The 15,349-nt window shown below is 71.7% G+C and carries 14 protein-coding genes; 5 read left to right on the top strand and 9 right to left on the bottom strand.

What is annotated here, in order from left to right:
- The first annotated feature begins 3 nt into the window (after nucleotides 1–3).
- The 3 genes from ACIOC1_RS21205 to ACIOC1_RS21195 all read left to right on the top strand — a co-directional run bounded on the left by ACIOC1_RS21205 (nucleotide 4) and on the right by ACIOC1_RS21195 (nucleotide 3,464).
- A complete protein-coding gene (locus tag ACIOC1_RS21205) occupies nucleotides 4–1,017 on the top strand; it encodes a TIGR03842 family LLM class F420-dependent oxidoreductase (protein ID WP_401856022.1) in 1,014 nt (337 codons plus the stop codon).
- A 141-nt stretch (nucleotides 1,018–1,158) separates the two neighbouring features.
- Nucleotides 1,159–2,037 carry an inositol monophosphatase family protein gene (locus tag ACIOC1_RS21200; RefSeq protein WP_401856021.1) on the top strand — a complete coding sequence of 293 codons (879 nt, stop codon included), beginning with the start codon at nucleotides 1,159–1,161 and terminating at the stop codon, nucleotides 2,035–2,037.
- An 11-nt stretch (nucleotides 2,038–2,048) separates the two neighbouring features.
- Nucleotides 2,049–3,464 carry a phytoene desaturase family protein gene (locus ACIOC1_RS21195; RefSeq protein ID WP_401719761.1) on the top strand — a complete coding sequence of 472 codons (1,416 nt, stop codon included), beginning with the start codon at nucleotides 2,049–2,051 and terminating at the stop codon, nucleotides 3,462–3,464.
- A gap of 368 nt (nucleotides 3,465–3,832) precedes the next feature.
- Here ACIOC1_RS21195 and ACIOC1_RS21190 read toward each other — a convergent pair whose 3' ends face one another.
- The gene (locus ACIOC1_RS21190; protein WP_401856020.1) at nucleotides 3,833–4,696 is read right to left on the bottom strand and encodes a nucleotidyltransferase domain-containing protein; all 864 of its coding nucleotides are present in this window, start codon (nucleotides 4,694–4,696) and stop codon (nucleotides 3,833–3,835) included.
- A gap of 145 nt (nucleotides 4,697–4,841) precedes the next feature.
- On the opposite strand from ACIOC1_RS21190, the gene ACIOC1_RS21185 reads away from it, so the two are divergent.
- Nucleotides 4,842–5,309 (top strand): SCP2 sterol-binding domain-containing protein, encoded by a 468-nt coding sequence (locus tag ACIOC1_RS21185; RefSeq protein WP_355339117.1) that lies wholly within the window; start codon nucleotides 4,842–4,844, stop codon nucleotides 5,307–5,309.
- Here the strand turns inward: ACIOC1_RS21185 and ACIOC1_RS21180 are convergent.
- A complete protein-coding gene (locus ACIOC1_RS21180; protein ID WP_401856018.1) occupies nucleotides 5,282–6,178 on the bottom strand; it encodes a TIGR02569 family protein in 897 nt (298 codons plus the stop codon). The genes ACIOC1_RS21185 and ACIOC1_RS21180 overlap by 28 nt on opposite strands.
- Before the next feature lie 173 nt (nucleotides 6,179–6,351).
- Nucleotides 6,352–6,855 carry an NUDIX hydrolase gene (locus ACIOC1_RS21175; protein WP_355339123.1) on the bottom strand — a complete coding sequence of 168 codons (504 nt, stop codon included), beginning with the start codon at nucleotides 6,853–6,855 and terminating at the stop codon, nucleotides 6,352–6,354.
- Nucleotides 6,856–6,988: 133 nt separating this feature from the next.
- On the opposite strand from ACIOC1_RS21175, the gene ACIOC1_RS21170 reads away from it, so the two are divergent.
- The gene (locus tag ACIOC1_RS21170; RefSeq protein WP_401856017.1) at nucleotides 6,989–8,158 is read left to right on the top strand and encodes a glycerate kinase; all 1,170 of its coding nucleotides are present in this window, start codon (nucleotides 6,989–6,991) and stop codon (nucleotides 8,156–8,158) included.
- A 145-nt stretch (nucleotides 8,159–8,303) separates the two neighbouring features.
- Here the strand turns inward: ACIOC1_RS21170 and pssA are convergent, their stop codons facing one another.
- The 6 genes from pssA to ccrA all read right to left on the bottom strand — a co-directional run bounded on the left by pssA (nucleotide 8,304) and on the right by ccrA (nucleotide 15,136).
- Nucleotides 8,304–9,137 carry a CDP-diacylglycerol--serine O-phosphatidyltransferase gene (pssA, locus tag ACIOC1_RS21165; protein WP_355339129.1) on the bottom strand — a complete coding sequence of 278 codons (834 nt, stop codon included), beginning with the start codon at nucleotides 9,135–9,137 and terminating at the stop codon, nucleotides 8,304–8,306.
- A 37-nt stretch (nucleotides 9,138–9,174) separates the two neighbouring features.
- Nucleotides 9,175–9,831: a phosphatidylserine decarboxylase gene (locus tag ACIOC1_RS21160; protein WP_355339132.1), complete on the bottom strand. Its 657-nt coding sequence runs from the start codon at nucleotides 9,829–9,831 to the stop codon at nucleotides 9,175–9,177.
- Nucleotides 9,832–10,024: 193 nt separating this feature from the next.
- Nucleotides 10,025–11,236 carry an acyl-CoA dehydrogenase family protein gene (locus tag ACIOC1_RS21155; RefSeq protein ID WP_355339135.1) on the bottom strand — a complete coding sequence of 404 codons (1,212 nt, stop codon included), beginning with the start codon at nucleotides 11,234–11,236 and terminating at the stop codon, nucleotides 10,025–10,027.
- Between the two features lie 3 nt (nucleotides 11,237–11,239).
- Nucleotides 11,240–11,746, bottom strand: coding sequence for a MaoC family dehydratase (locus tag ACIOC1_RS21150; RefSeq protein ID WP_355339138.1), 507 nt, complete (start codon nucleotides 11,744–11,746; stop codon nucleotides 11,240–11,242).
- Nucleotide 11,747: 1 nt separating this feature from the next.
- The gene (locus tag ACIOC1_RS21145; RefSeq protein WP_355339141.1) at nucleotides 11,748–13,763 is read right to left on the bottom strand and encodes a protein meaA; all 2,016 of its coding nucleotides are present in this window, start codon (nucleotides 13,761–13,763) and stop codon (nucleotides 11,748–11,750) included.
- Entirely contained in the window at nucleotides 13,760–15,136 is a 1,377-nt protein-coding gene (gene ccrA / locus ACIOC1_RS21140; protein ID WP_401856014.1) for a crotonyl-CoA carboxylase/reductase, read from the bottom strand. The genes ACIOC1_RS21145 and ccrA overlap by 4 nt, the downstream gene beginning before the upstream one ends.
- Between the last annotated feature and the right edge of the window lie 213 nt (nucleotides 15,137–15,349).

Genomic DNA, 15,349 nt, shown 5'->3' with positions numbered 1-15,349 from the left:
GCCATGGACTTCGGCCTCGTGCTGCAGACCGATCCACCCGCCTCGAACGTCGTCGGCCTGATGCGCCGCGCCGAGCGCAACGGCTTCACGTACGGCTGGACCTTCGACTCCGCCGTGCTGTGGCAGGAGCCGTTCGTCATCCACAGCCGCATCCTCGACCACACCGACCGGCTCAAGGTCGGCACGATGGTCACCAACCCCGGCACCCGCACCTGGGAGGTGACCGCCTCCACCTTCGCCACCCTCAACTCGATGTACGGCAACCGCACGGTCTGCGGCATCGGCCGCGGCGACTCGGCGATGCGGGTCGCCGGGCGCAAGCCCAACACCCTCGCGCGGGTCGGCGATGCGATGACCGTCATCCGCGACCTCGCCGAGGGCCGCGAGGCCGTGGTCGACGGCACCCCGCTGCGGCTGCCGTGGGTCGAAAACGGCGAACTGCCGGTCTGGATGGCGGCGTACGGCCCGAAGGCGCTGGCGCTGACCGGCGAGAAGGCCGACGGCTTCATCCTGCAACTCGCCGACGTCTACCTCACCGAATGGATGGTGAAGGCGGTACGGGACGCGGCCGAGAAGGCGGGCCGCGACCCGGCCTCGGTCACCGTCTGCGTCGCCGCGCCCGCCTACGTCACGGCCGACGACTCGCCCGAAGCCCTCGCGCACGCCCGCGAACAGTGCCGCTGGTTCGGCGGCATGGTCGGCAACCACGTCGCCGACCTCGTCAGCCGTTACGGCGAACACTCCGACCTGGTGCCGGAGGAACTGACCGAGTACATCGCCCAGCGGCACGGCTACGACTACGCGCACCACGGCCGCTCGGGCAACCCCGACACCGCCTTCGTGCCCGACGAGATCGTGGACCGCTTCTGCCTGATCGGCCCGGTCGACCGGCACCTGGACAAGCTGCGGGCCCTGCGGGACCTGGGCGTCGACCAGTTCGCGGTCTACGACATGCACGACGCGAAGGAGGCGACGATCGACGCGTACGGCGAACACATCATCCCGGTGCTGGGCTGAATCGCGCGGCCGGGTCCCGGCGCGCGGCTGACCTGGGGGAGCGGGCCCGCGGCGGCAGCGCCGCGGCTGCCCGCACCCGTGGGACGGCCGTTGTCCACAGGGCGGGAACCGCGCGGCGCCCGGGTCTGATTGGATGGCGGCATGGGCAATGAGGTCGGTGCGGTATCGGGTGACGCGGCGGACGCGGACGGCGTCGGCGACGGCGTGGACGACGCACTGCTCGCCGCCGTCGAAGACGTGATCAGAGCGGTGGTCGCCGCCGAGGTGGTGCCGCGCTGGCGGCGGCTCGGCGACGACGACATCTCGCGCAAGAGCGGCCCGTACGACCTGGTCACCACCGCCGACCGGCGCGCCGAGGAACGGCTCACCGAAGAGCTGACCGCGCTGCTGCCCGGCTCCGTCGTGGTCGGCGAGGAGGCGGTGAGCGCCGACAGCGGCGTACTGGAACGGCTGGGCGGCGACGACCCGGTGTGGGTGGTCGACCCGGTCGACGGCACCTCCGCCTTCGTCCGCGGCGAGGACGGCTTCGCCACCCTGGTCGCCCTCGTGCACGACGGCGTACCGCTCGCCTCCTGGACGTACGCCCCGCAGCGCGGCCTGTTCGCCACCGCGCGGCGCGGCCGGGGCGCGCATCTGGACGGCGAGCGGCTGCACACCCGCACCCCCGAGGCGGGCGAGCCGCTGCGGCTGTCCACCTCCAACCCGGTCTACCGCACCGGCTACGAGCGCGACGCCCTGACCCGGCTGGACGCCTCGGGCGCGGTCTGCACCCCCTGCACCTGCGCGGGCCTGGCCTACCTGGACGTGGCCCGCGGCGCGATCGACGCTGTCGCCTTCTTCTGGGAAGCGCCCTGGGACCACGCGGCGGGACTGCTGCTCGCCACCGAGGCGGGCGGCGTCAGCCGTACGGCGTCCGGCGCGCCCTTCTCGATCCCCGGCGGCAACGAACTGCCCTTCACCCTCGCCCGCGACGAGGCCACCGCACGGCAGGTCACCGAGCTGATGGCGGCCGGAAGGTGAGCCGCGCGGTCGTGGCCGACGCCGTCGTCGTCGGCGCGGGTCCCAACGGGCTGACGGCGGCGGTGGAGTTGGCCCGCGCCGGGCTCTCCGTGCAGATCTACGAGGCCGCCGACACCGTGGGCGGCGGCGCCCGCACCGAGGAGCTGACGCTGCCGGGCTTCCGGCACGACCCCTGCTCCGCCGTGCACCCCTTCGGCATCGGCTCGCCCGCCTTCGGCGCGCTGCCGCTCGCCGAGCACGGCCTGGAGTGGCTCCAGCCGGAAGTCCCGATGGCGCACCCGTTCCCCGACGGCACCGCCGCCGTTCTCGCCCGCACGGTCGGCCAGACCGCGGCCTCGCTCGGCGCGCGCGACGCGGGCACCTACCGGCGGCTGCTCGCGCCGTACACCGGTCACTGGGACACCCTCGCCGCGGACTTCTTCCGGCCGCAGTGGGCCGGGATACCGCGTGACCCGTACCGCTTCCTCCGGTTCGGCCTGACCGGCACGCCGCCCGCCGCCGTCCTCGCCCAGCGCTTCCGCGACCCCAAGGCGCGGGCGCTGATCGCCGGGCTCGCCGGGCACGCGATCACCCGGCTCACGCAGCCGTTCACCGGGGCGATGGCGATGATGTTCGCGCTCGCCGCGCACGAGAACGGCTGGCCGGTCGCCCGCGGCGGCTCCCAGGCCATCTCCGACGCGCTGGCCGGGCACCTCACCGAACTGGGCGGCGTCATCCGCACCGGCGTCACCGTCCGCAAGCTCGACGAGCTGCCGCCCGCCCGCGCCTATGTCTTCGACACCTCGCCGACCGCGCTCGCCCGGATCGCCGGACTCGGCGACGCGTACCGCGGCTACCGCTACGGCGCCTCCGTCTTCAAGATCGACTACGCGCTGGACGGGCCGGTGCCGTGGACGTCCCCCGACGCGCGGCGCGCGGGCACCGTGCACATCGGGCCCAGCTACACCGAGATCGGCGACGCCCTCAACCGGGCCGTGACCGGGCGCCCGCCGCAGACGCCCTTCCTCATCACCGCCCAGCCGTCCGTGATCGACCCCTCCCGCGCCCCCGAGGGCAAGCACGTCTTCTGGGCCTACGGGCACGTCCCCCACAACTGGCACGGGGACGCCACCGATGCCGTCGAGCGCCAGATCGAGCGCTTCGCGCCGGGCTTCCGTGACCTCGTCCTCGCCCGCGCCGTCACCGGGCCCGCCGGTCTCGCCGCCCGCAACGCCAACTATGTCGGCGGTGACATCGCCTGCGGCGCCTACTCCGGACTCCAGTCCGTCATCCGGCCCCGCCTCGCCGCCAATCCCTACACCACCATCCGCCCCAACCTCTTCCTCTGCTCCTCCGCCACCCCGCCCGGCCCCGGCGTCCACGGCATGCCCGGCCACCACGCCGCCCGCGCCGTCCTCCACCACCTCCGCCGCGCCGCCCGCCGCTAACCCCGCCGCGCGGCGCCTATCCCGAGGGCGGCACCCCGATCTTTTAAGGGGCGCGGCCCCCAGGCGGTCACTCTGCCGGGGGCGGCACGCCGATCTTTTCAGGGGGCGCGGCGCCGGGGCGGTTTCTCTGCTGCGGGCGGCACCCCGGTCGTTTGAGGGGCGCGGGGAACTGCGCGCCCAGCCACCGCCGGGCTTTCAGCCCGAAAACACACAGCAACTGCCCCGCTGGGGCCGGTATTTACAGCTCGCCACGGTTGGTGGCTGGGCGCGCAGTTCCCCGCGCCCCTCAAGCAGGCCCTGCGCCAGCCCGGCGCAGTTCCCCGCGCCCCTAAGAACAGGCCCTGCGCCAGCCCGGCGCGCAGTCCGGGTCAGGGGAGGGGGAGGCCGCGGCGGGCCTCGCGGACCAGGCGGGCCGCCGAGGCCACGGTGGCGGAAAGCTCCTCGGCCGAGAGCCCACTGCGACCGAGAAGAACGCCGACCTCGTCGGCGAACCCCGCGGGAGCCCCCGGAAGCACCGCGGCCGCGGGGAAGGCCCCCTTCTCGTTCAGGCACCACACCCGGTTCCAGGCGTGCAACGCCTGCGCGAGGACACCGAAGGCCCGCGACAGGCAGAGGGACACGTGCACGTGATCCCCCTTGACGGCCGACTTCGCGGCAGCGGCCACCGTGAACTCCGCCTCCCACGCGGCCTCGACCAGAGCCCGACGCAACGCCTCGGGGTACACCCGCGTCTCGGCCCGGAGCGCCGCCAACTCCCCGTCGGTGTCGGCGAGTACGTGCCCGAGGGCGACCTCGCCCGGATAACAGGGCGACCAGAAGCCGAGCGGGTGCCCCGGCTGGATACCGACCTCGTAGCGGCCCTCGCGGCAGTCCTGCCACACCCGCCGGACGCGGTCGACGTCCCGCAGGATCCAGTCGACGGCGACCCCGTCCACGCGCAGCCACGCCCCGGCGTTGACCCACGGCCCCCACCCGCCCGGCGCGGCCACCTCCACCGGTTCCCCGGTGAACTCCCGCGCGAGCGCGGCCAACGCGGCCACATCCGGCTCGCCCCGGTAGTACACCCCGAGGTCCCAGTCCGAGTCCGCCCGGTGCGTCCCGCGCGCACGGCTGCCCCCGAGCAGCACCCCGACCACCCCGGGCACCTCCCGAAGGGCTTGGGCCATGGCGACCACGGGAACGTCCGGCGCGGCGGCGAGGACTTCGGGCAACGGCGGCTGATCAGCATGCATGCCGTGACGGTACGGGAGGGCGGGGCGGCCCCGCGCGCCTATTTCCGCTGCCCGCGCTGTGCCCGAGGCGACGCCTTGCCACGGTGCCGCGCCGTACCTATCCTTACTCACCAGTAAACTTACTCTGGAGTCAGGAAGGCCCGACATGGCGGCGCTCGACGACATAGACCTCGAACTCCTCGACTTCGGCACGGTAGAGCCGAAGGAATTCGCGCGGATCGTACGGGATCTTCCGGCCCGCCGGATCGCGGAGTTCATGAACGGAGCGCAGCGCCGACGGGTCCTGGACGAGGTCTTCCACCGAATGGGCACCCTCTTCAAGCCGGAGTCGGCGGGCCGCCGCGACGCCCTGATCCGCTGGCGGATCACGGCGGGGGACGAGGCACCGGACGTCTACGAGACGCACATCGCGAACGGCGCCTGCGCGGTCACGGCCGAGGACACCGGACGTACGCCGCAGCTCACCCTCACGATGGCCGCGCCGGAATTCCTCAAGCTGGTCTCGGGCAACGCCTCGGGCCCGGCGCTGTTCTTCACCCGGAAGCTGAAGGTGCAGGGGGACATCCGGCTGGCCGGCGGCCTGACCTACTTCTTCGACATCCCCAAGCCCTGACCGCCCGCGGCCACATACGCCCGTACGGCCGCGACCGCCGCCCGCTCGTACGGTCGCGGCTGCGCGTCCGGGCCGAGCACGGCGCCGGTGACCAGCCGGAACAGCAGGGCGCGGACGAGGAGTTGGGCCCATGCGTCGGGGTCGGGGACCTGGCCGTCCCCGGCGGGGCCGAGCGCGAGGACCGCGGGCCCCGCCCCGTACCAGAGCAGCGCGTCGACCACCACGACGGCCGCCGCCCAGTCGGCGGGGTACCAGTACGGCGGCCAGTCGATGACCGCGGGCGGCAGGCCGTCCGCGAAGAGCACATTGCCCAGCAGGTCGCCGTGCACGACCTGCGGCGCCGGTGCGCCGGACGGCTCGAACGGGCGGCGTTCTGCGGCCAGTTGGGCGATGAGCGCGGCCACCTCGGCGTCACCGTCGCCCCCGTCGTCCAGCGGCGACTCCTCCCAGGCGACCCGGGCCGCGTACGACCACGGACCCTCACGCGTGTCGAGGAAGCCGGGGCGCGGTACGTCCGCGAGCGCCGCGTGGAAGGCGGCGGCCGTCCGCAGCACATCGGCGGGCCGCCCCGGGTCGGACCGGCCGGCCACGTACTGCCACGCCTCCCAACCCTCCGCCGTCCAGCCGCCGTTCGCCGCCCGGACCGGCCGCGCGACCCGGAAGCGCGGGGACGCGGGCAGCGCGGTCAGCACCTCGGCCCGCCACGCGGTCTCGGCCGCGAGCCCGGTCGGCTTGAGCACCACCTCGCCGTCCCGCCAGGTCTGCCCCTGCCCGCCCGGCAGCGGCACCGGCCGCCCCGGCGCGCCGAAGGCCGCGAGCACGGCGGCAGACGGCGGGGCCGATTCGGATGGCTGGGTGGATTCGATCATGAGGCAGGATCCTAGGTCCGGGGTCGCGGACCCGGCGACGGATATACCGCGCGGCGGCACGAGCCGGACGGTTCGACGGCACATGCGCCGCAGGCGAACTCGCCTCGCCGCCCCGGCCCCCGACCTCGGCCATGTCCCCAACAGGCCACGCTGCCCAGCCGGTTGACGTGACGTCAGTTGACGCCCGCGCGGCGGCCGTTCTCCAGCTCCACAGGACCGGCGCCCGCGGCGAGCGCGGCCAGGGCCGCGTGGACACGGCGGGCGGCGCCCGGCGAGAAGTAGGAGTCGATCTCGTCGGCCGGGACCAGCTTCCAGGAGTCCAGTTCCTCCTCCTGGAGCCGTACCGCCGCCAGCCGCGTCTCGTCCAGCACGCCGCCGTCGTAGAGGTAGCTGGCCAGCGGCGGCCTGCCGGGCCCCGTCACCCAGTCGACGGCGAGCAGCGGGCCCGGCTCGATGTCCAGACCGATCTCCTCCGCGCTCTCCCGGCGGGCGGCCTGCCGCGGCGTCTCGTTCAGATCGGACTCGATGGTGCCGCCCGGCAGCGTCCAGGTTCCGTCGTCGCGGTAGTTCGGCTCGACGATGAGGATCCGGCCGTCGGCGGACCTGAAGAGGGTGTTCGCTCCCGAAATGATCTTCGGCAGCCCTGCGATGTACGTGGCGAAGTCGGTCGTCGTCATGCCGCCAAACCTACGGCCACGGGCCGCGCGGCGGACTCGCGATCCGGTGATCGCGCGGTGACACAGCGCGGTGCCCATGGGCAGGCGGGCCCGGCCGGGATAGGGTCCCACCGGCGCGATGTTCCGTTTTCGGATGGGGAGTACGACAGTGTCCGACGCTGCAACAAGATCCACGGGACGTGTGCTGATCGCCGCGGACAAGTTCAAGGGCTCGCTGACCGCGGTGCAGGTGGCCGCGCATGTCGAGGCGGGGCTGCGCAAGGGCGCGCCCGGTGTGACCGTCACCTCCGTACCGGTCGCCGACGGCGGTGACGGCACCGTCGAGGCCGCCGTCACCGGTGGTTTCGAGCGGCGCACGGTACGCGTCACCGGACCGCTGGGCGAGCCGGTCGACGCCTCGTACGCGCTGCGTGACCGTACCGCCGTGGTCGAGATGGCCGAGGCGTCCGGCCTCCAGCACCTGCCGTCCGGCGTCTTCGCGCCGCTCACCGCGACCACGTACGGCACCGGCGAGCTGCTGAGGGCCGCGCTCGACGCGGGCGCCCGCACCATCGTGCTCGGCGTCGGCGGCAGCGCCACCAACGACGGCGGCGCGGGCATGCTCAGCGCGCTCGGCGCCCGGCTGCTGGACCGCGACGGCGCGCCCGTCGCGCCCGGCGGCGGCCCGCTGGCCGCGCTCGCCACCGCCGACCTGTCCGGGCTCGACCCGCGGCTGGTCGACACCGAGATCGTCCTCGCCAGCGACGTCGACAACCCGCTGCTCGGGCCCAAGGGCGCCGCCGCCGTCTACGGGCCGCAGAAGGGCGCCTCCGAGGCCGACGTCGCCACGCTCGACGCCGCCCTCGGGCACTACGTCGACGTCCTCGCCCTCGCCGAGGGTCCGACCGCCGCCGCGGCGGCCGACGCCCCCGGCGCGGGCGCCGCGGGCGGCATCGGCTACGGGGCCCTCGTCGGCCTCGGCGCCACCTTCCGGGCCGGTATCGAGGTCATGCTCGACGTCCTCGGCTTCGCGGCCGCCCTCGACGGCGTCGACCTCGTCATCACCGGCGAGGGCTCCCTCGACGAGCAGACCCTGCACGGCAAGGCGCCGGTCGGCGTCGCCCAGGCCGCCCGCGCCCGTGACATCGACGTCGTCGCCGTCTGCGGCCGTCTCGCGCTCAGCCCCAGCGCCCTCGGCTCCGCCGGGATCCGCCGCGCCTACCCGCTCTCGTCCCTGGAACCGGACCCGGCCGTCTCCATCCCCAACGCCGGCCCGCTCCTGGAACAGCTCTCCGCCGAGCTGGCCCGCGACTTCCTGACCTAGCAAGCCCCCAGCGCCAGCGCCCCAGCCCCCAGCCCCCCAGCCCCAGCGCCAGGCGCAGGCGTGCGGAAACGACTGCGGCCCCTCCGCCGAGAGCGGAGGGGCCGCGGGCCGTAGCGGCGCACCGGGGGCTCACCCCGGAGACGTGTCAGCGCAGAGCGTCCGCCCTGGCCTCACGGCGATTGGCCCGCATCGTGTTGACGCGGCGCGTGGTCGCGAAGCAGGGGATGACCGCCGCGGCCACGCACTGGAGGGCGGCGCCCGTCTGGAGGAGCAGGTGGCCGCCGGGGACGTCGAGGGTCCAGGCGGTCAGGCAGCCCATGCTGATGAGGATCCAGCCGAGGGTGATGACGGCGAGGCGTCCGCGCGGCTTGGGGTACTCCACGCGGCTCACCATGAGCCAGGCGACGCCGACGATGGCGACGACGGTGGGGATGAAGGGCAGCTCCAGCAGGACGACGGAGACGACCGTCATCGCCCCGAAGGGGCTGGGCATGCCCTGGAAGACACCGTCCCTGATCGTGGTGCAGGAGAAGCGGGCGAGCCGCAGCACCACGGCCAGGACGACCATCACCGCGGCGGCGGCCGACACCTTGCCGTGGGCGTCGTCGGCGACCAGACCCCAGACGACGACGAAGTAGGCCGGCGCGAGGCCGAAGCTGATCAGGTCGGACAGATTGTCCAGCTCGGCGCCCATCGCGGAGCTGCGCAGCTTGCGCGCGACCAGCCCGTCGAAGAGGTCGAAGACGGACGCGAGCAGCATGAGCGTCACCGCGGTGGCGGCGCTGTGCTTGGACATGCCGCCGACGGTGGTGCCCATCAGGTGCGGGACCAGGACTCCGGTGGTCGTGAAGTACACGGCCATGAAGCCACAGATCGCGTTACCGAGAGTGAGCGCGTCGGCGATGGACAGCCGGGTGGACAGCGGAAGGTCGGCTACCTCGTCCTCCAGCTCGGTGACCCAGTGCGACTGCGCCTGCACCGGAGTGTGAGTGTGGGCCTTTGCCTGCGTGTCGGGTTCAACCACGGTCAAGGCGAGTCACCCCAGCCGTGGTGGTCTGCCCGACCTCGACGTCGGGCTCGATGCCCTCCGGCAGGTACACGTCGACCCGCGAGCCGAAACGGATCAGGCCGATCCGCTCGCCCTGTTCCACCTTGCAGCCGCGCGGCACGTACGGAACGATCCTGCGCGCCACCGCGCCGGCGATCTGCACCATCTCGACATCGCCGATCTCGGTGTCGAAGTGCCAGACCACCCGCTCGTTGTTCTCGCTCTCCTTGTTGAACGCCGGTACGTATCCGCCGGGGATGTGCTCGACGGAGGTGACCGTGCCCGCGAGGGGCGCGCGGTTCACGTGGACGTTCAGCGGGCTCATGAAGATCGCGACGCGGGTACGCCCGTCCTTCCACGGCATGATGCTCTGCACCACACCGTCCGCGGGACAGATCACACGGCCCTCGGCGATCTCGCGCTCGGGGTCGCGGAAGAACCACAGCATGCCCGCGGCGAGCGCGGTGGCGGGGACGGCCACCGTCGCCCAGCGGCCTGAGCGGCGCGCGCGGACAAGGCTTACCGCCGCGGTGGCGACGGTCGGGAGGAGCCACGGCGACGCTCCGCGCGCGAGTCGTACGCCGACAAGGCCGTCGCGTGGTGCAGAGGAATGGCTGTGGGGCATGGAAGACCTTCGTAGCGGAGGGTGCCGCGAATTACTTCTGGGGACGGCGGCTTTAACCCGATGGTATCGGTTGACACGGGCAACTCGGCAAGCTCAAGGGCGAGTCGATGGCTGGTTCCCGTGCCGCGACGGCTCACGCAGTGTGACCTTCCCCTCGGGTAAATGTCAATAAATACGGACATTCTTCCTTCGGCTATCCCTGGAGACGATACTCCTCCAGCAGTCGCCGCCCGATGATCATTTTCTGGATCTCGGCGGTCCCCTCGCCGATCAGCAGCATCGGCGCCTCCCGGTACAGCCGCTCGATCTCGTACTCCTTGGAGAAGCCGTAGCCGCCGTGGATGCGGAACGCGTCCTCCACCACTTCCTTGCAGAACTCCGCGGCCAGGTACTTCGCCATCCCGGCCTCCAGGTCGTTGCGCTCGCCCGAATCCTTCTTACGTGCGGCGTTGACCATCATCCGGTGCGCGGCCTCCACCTTGGTGGCCATCTCGGCGAGCTTGAACTGGATCGCCTGGTGCTGTGCGATGGGTTTGCCGAACGTGTGCCGTTGCTGTGCGTAGGCGATGCCCAGTTCGAACGCCCGCTGTGCCACACCGCAGCCGCGCGCGGCCACATTGACCCGGCCGACCTCGACGCCGTCCATCATCTGGTAAAAACCCCGGCCGCTCTGTCCGCCGAGCACCCGGTCGGCCGGAACCCTCACGTCCTGGAGGATCAGTTCCGTGGTGTCGACGCCCTTGTAGCCCATCTTGTCGATCTTCCCTGGCACGGTGAGGCCGGGCACCGAGGCGTTGGCGCCGAAGCCGGGCTCCTTCTCGATCAGGAAGGTCGTCATCGACTTGTGCGGCGGCGCGTCCTCCGCCTGCCCCTCGTCGGTCCTGCACAGCACCGCGACCAGATGGGAAGAACCGCCGTTGGTCAGCCACATCTTCTGGCCGTTGACGACGTACGCGTCCCCGTCGCGTACGCCCTTGGTGCGGATCGCCGACACGTCGGAGCCCAGTTCCGGCTCCGACATCGAGAACGCGCCACGCACGTCGCCCGCCGCCATACGCGGCAGGAAATGGTCCTTCTGCTCCTGTGTGCCGTGCTGCTTGATCATGTAGGCGACGATGAAATGGGTGTTGATGATGCCGGACACACTCATCCAGCCGCGCGCGATCTCCTCGACCGTCAGCGCGTACGTCAGCAGCGACTCGCCGAGGCCGCCGTACTCCTCGGGAATCATCAGGCCGAAGATGCCCAGTTCCTTGAGCCCTTCGACGATGTCCGTCGGATATTCGTCGCGGTGCTCCAACTCCGTGGCGACCGGCAGGATCTCCTTGTCCACGAAGGAGCGGACGGTGGAGAGGATCTCCTTCTGGACGTCGGTCAGCCCGTCGGTCTGCGCGAGGCGGCTCATGACTCAGCTCTCTCCCAGCTCGGGACGGCCGGGCTGTTCCCCGCCGCGCTCCTTGATGTACGTGGCGGTCGGCACCAGCACCTTGCGGCGGAAGACGCAGACCAGGGTGCCGTCCTGCTTGTAGCCCCTTGTCTCCACCTCGACGATGCCGCGGTCGTTCTTCGACTTCGACGGGCGCTTGTCGAGCACCGTCGTCTCGCCGTAGACCGTGTCGCCGTGGAAGGTCGGCGCCACGTGCTTCAGCGACTCGATCTCCAGATTGGCGATGGCCTTGCCCGAGACATCGGGCACCGACATCCCGAGCAGGAGCGAGTAGATGTAGTTGCCGACGACGACATTGCGGCCGAAGTCGGTTGTCTTCTCCGCGTAGTTGGCGTCCATGTGCAGCGGATGGTGATTCATCGTGAGGAGGCAGAAGAGGTGGTCGTCGTACTCGGTGACGGTCTTTCCCGGCCAGTGCTTGTAGATCGCACCGACCTCGAACTCCTCGTAAGTGCGGCCGAACTGCACGTCATACCTCCAGCTTTTCCAGCTTGTTCGCGAGCCGGATCTCGTCCACGATCCGGCCGATGATCCCGGTGATTCCGAAGTCCTTCGGGGTGAAGACGGCCGCCACTCCGGCCTCGATCAGCGCCTTGGCGTCCGCCGAGGGGATGATCCCGCCGACGACCACCGGGATGTCGTCCACCCCGGCCCCGCGCAGCCGCTCCAGCACGTCCGGCACCAGAGCGGCGTGCGAACCGGACAGGATCGACAGACCCACGCAGTGCACGTCCTCGGCCACCGCCGCCGACACGATCTGCTCGGGTGTCAGCCTGATCCCCTGGTAGACCACCTCGAAACCGGCGTCGCGGGCGCGTACGGCGATCTGCTCGGCGCCGTTGGAGTGTCCGTCGAGACCCGGCTTGCCGACCAGCAGCCGCAGCCGTCCGCCGCCCAACTCCTTGGCCGTCTCGGCGACTTTGCGCCGTACCTCGGCCATCGGACTGCCCTCCTCGGCGGCCACCGCGACCGGCGCGCCGCTGACCCCGGTCGGCGCCCGGAACTCACCGAACACATCGCGCAGCGCCCACGACCACTCACCGGTCGTCACCCCCGCCCGCGCGCAGTCCAGCGTCGCGGGCATCAGATTGTCGGTGCCCGCCGCCGCCGAGCGCAGCGCGGTCAGCGCCTCCTGCGCGCGCGCCTCGTCACGCGCCACCCGCCAGTCGTGCAGCGCGGCCACCACCCGCGCCTCGTTGGCCGGGTCGACGGTCATGATGGCCGTGCCGAGGTCGGCGGTCAGCGGACTGGTCTCGGTGGACTCGTAGACGTTGACGCCGACGATCTTCTCCTCGCCGGACTCGATCCGGGCCCGGCGCTCGGCGTGCGAGGACACCAACTCCGACTTCAGATAGCCCGATTCGACCGCCGCCATGGCGCCGCCCAGCTCCTGGATGTGCTCGATCTCGGCGGTGGCGAGCGCCACCAGCTCCTCGACCTTCGCCTCGATCACATGGCTGCCGTCGAAGATGTCCTCGTACTCCAGCAGGTCGCTCTCGTGCGCCAGCACCTGCTGGATGCGCAGGCTCCACTGCTGGTCCCAGGGCCGGGGCAGCCCCAACGCCTCGTTCCACGCCGGGAGTTGCACCGCACGGGCGCGGGCGTCCTTGGACAGCGTGACAGCCAGCATCTCCAGCACGATCCGCTGGACGTTGTTCTCCGGCTGCGCCTCGGTCAGGCCGAGCGAGTTGACCTGCACGCCGTAGCGGAAGCGGCGCTGCTTGGCGTTCTCGATGCCGTACCGCTCGCGGGTGACGGTGTCCCAGATCCGGCCGAAGGCGCGCATCTTGCACATCTCCTCGACGAAGCGCACGCCCGCGTTCACGAAGAAGGAGATCCGCGCGACGACATCGCCCCTGCGCTCCTCCGGGACCTGCCCCGAGGCGAAGACCGCGTCCAGGACGGCGATCGCCGTGGACATCGCGTAGGCGATCTCCTGGACCGGCGTGGCCCCGGCCTCCTGGAGGTGGTAGCTGCAGATGTTGATCGGGTTCCACTTGGGGAGGTGGTTGACCGTGTACGTGATCATGTCGGTGGTCAGCCGCAGCGACGGGACCGGCGGGAAGACATGCGTCCCCCGTGACAGGTACTCCTTGACGATGTCGTTCTGCGTCGTGCCCTGGAGCGCGGTGAGGCCCTCCTCGCCGAGTCCTTGCTCCTCGGCGACCACCTGGTAGAGCGCCAGCAGCCACATGGCGGTGGCGTTGATGGTCATCGAGGTGTTCATCCGCTCCAGCGGGATGTCCTGGAACAGCCGCCGCATGTCGCCGAGATGGGCGATCGGCACGCCGACCCGGCCGACCTCGCCGCGGGCCAGCACGTGGTCCGCGTCGTAGCCGGTCTGGGTCGGCAGGTCGAAGGCGACGGACAGGCCCGTCTGGCCCTTCTCCAGATTGCGCCGGTACAGCTCGTTGGACGCCTCCGCGGTCGAGTGCCCCGCGTAGGTCCGCATCAGCCAGGGCCGGTCCTTCTGACGCCCTGTCATCGGGCGTCCCCGGCAGGGGAGTCGGGGACACCGGACGTCGCGTCGCGGAACAGGTTGATCGAGGGCAGGTGCTTCGCGCGCAGCTCCGGGTCGGTGACGCCCATGCCCTCCTCGGGGGCCAGCGCGAGGACGCCGACCTTGCCCTGGTGGAGATTGCGGTGCACGTCGTACGCCGCCTGCCCGGTCTCGGCCAGCGTGTACGTCCGCGACAGCGTCGGGTGGATCTTCCCCTTGGCGATCAGCCGGTTGGCCTCCCACGCCTCGCGGTAGTTGGCGAAGTGCGAGCCGACGATCCGCTTCAGGCTCATCCACAGGTAGCGGTTGTCGTACTCGTGGGTGTAGCCGCTGGTGGACGCGCAGGTGACGATCGTGCCGCCCTTGCGGGTGACGTAGACCGAGGCGCCGAAGGTCTCGCGGCCGGGGTGCTCGAAGACGATGTCGACGTCCTCGCCGCCGGTCAGTTCGCGGATCCGGGCGCCGAACCGCTTCCACTCGCGCGGGTCCTGGTGGTGCTCGTCCTTCCAGAACCGGTAGCCCTCGGCGCTGCGGTCGATGATCGCCTCCGCGCCCATCGCCCGGCAGATGTCCGCCTTCTGCGGGCTGGAGACGACACAGATCGGGGTGGCGCCGCCCGCCAGCGCGAACTGCGTGGCGTACGAGCCGAGTCCGCCGCTCGCGCCCCAGATCAGCACGTTGTCGCCCTGCTTCATGCCCGCGCCGTTGCGCGAGACGAGCTGGCGGTAGGCCGTGGAGTTGACCAGTCCGGGCGCCGCGGCCTCCTCCCACGTGAGGTGCTCCGGCTTGGGCATGAGCTGGTTGGACTTGACCAGCGCGATCTCGGCGAGGCCGCCGAAGTTGGTCTCGAAGCCCCAGATCCGCTGCTCGGGGTCGAGCATCGTGTCGTTGTGCCCGTCGGCGGACTCCAGCTCCACGCTCAGGCAGTGCGCGACGACCCGGTCGCCGGGCTTCCAGGCGTTGACCCCGGCGCCGGTGCGCAGCACGACGCCCGCCAGGTCGGAGCCGATGACGTGGTACGGCAGGTCGTGCCGCTTGGCGAGCGGCGACATCCTGCCGTAGCGCTCGAGGAAGGAGAAGGTCGAGACCGGCTCGAAGATCGAGGTCCAGACCGAGTTGTAGTTGACCGAGCTGGCCATCACCGCCACCAGGGCCTCGCCGGGCCCGAGTTCGGGCAGCGGGACCTGGTCGAGGTGGAGCGAGGTGCGGGGGTCCTTCTCGCGGGTGGTGAGTCCGGCGAACATGTCGGCCTCGTCCTTGCGGACGGTGACGGCGCGGTAGGACTCCGGCAGCGGGAGGGCCGCGAAGTCGGCGGCCGAACTGTCAGGCGCGAGGATCGCGTCCAGGATTTCCTTCATGGTGTCTGACCTCCGGCGAAGCGTGCTGCTGCTGCGTTGACGCTGGGGGAACGCAGGGGCGGATGGCTGGGGGTGCCGTCGTCGGTCCGGCGGGTACGGCGGTGGAACTGACCATGTGCGCGGTGGCGCGGGGATACCTGTGACGCAGGCGGGTCCGGGCCTTGGGGACAGTCGGCGTACGCGGGATATCCGTACGCCGGCCGCCCGGACTAC

Origin of the sequence: Streptomyces sp. NPDC088197 (assembly GCF_044741185.1) — a bacterium.
GTDB lineage: Bacteria > Actinomycetota > Actinomycetes > Streptomycetales > Streptomycetaceae > Actinacidiphila.
This window is presented reverse-complemented; position numbering and strand designations above follow the sequence as displayed.

What these genes read in the sequence shown, in the direction of transcription:
- ACIOC1_RS21155 (WP_355339135.1), bottom strand. Translation starts at nt 11,236, where the DNA reads ATGAGCCGCCTCGCGCAGACCGACGGGCTGACCGACGTCCAGAAGGAG.
- ACIOC1_RS21145 (WP_355339141.1), bottom strand. Translation starts at nt 13,763, where the DNA reads ATGACAGGGCGTCAGAAGGACCGGCCCTGGCTGATGCGGACCTACGCG.
- ACIOC1_RS21185 (WP_355339117.1), top strand. Translation starts at nt 4,842, where the DNA reads ATGGCGGCGCTCGACGACATAGACCTCGAACTCCTCGACTTCGGCACG.
- ACIOC1_RS21170 (WP_401856017.1), top strand. Translation starts at nt 6,989, where the DNA reads ATGGGGAGTACGACAGTGTCCGACGCTGCAACAAGATCCACGGGACGT.
- ACIOC1_RS21175 (WP_355339123.1), bottom strand. Translation starts at nt 6,855, where the DNA reads ATGACGACGACCGACTTCGCCACGTACATCGCAGGGCTGCCGAAGATC.
- ACIOC1_RS21190 (WP_401856020.1), bottom strand. Translation starts at nt 4,696, where the DNA reads ATGCATGCTGATCAGCCGCCGTTGCCCGAAGTCCTCGCCGCCGCGCCG.
- ACIOC1_RS21180 (WP_401856018.1), bottom strand. Translation starts at nt 6,178, where the DNA reads ATGATCGAATCCACCCAGCCATCCGAATCGGCCCCGCCGTCTGCCGCC.
- ACIOC1_RS21160 (WP_355339132.1), bottom strand. Translation starts at nt 9,831, where the DNA reads ATGCCCCACAGCCATTCCTCTGCACCACGCGACGGCCTTGTCGGCGTA.
- ACIOC1_RS21205 (WP_401856022.1), top strand. Translation starts at nt 4, where the DNA reads ATGGACTTCGGCCTCGTGCTGCAGACCGATCCACCCGCCTCGAACGTC.
- ACIOC1_RS21200 (WP_401856021.1), top strand. Translation starts at nt 1,159, where the DNA reads ATGGGCAATGAGGTCGGTGCGGTATCGGGTGACGCGGCGGACGCGGAC.
- ccrA (WP_401856014.1), bottom strand. Translation starts at nt 15,136, where the DNA reads ATGAAGGAAATCCTGGACGCGATCCTCGCGCCTGACAGTTCGGCCGCC.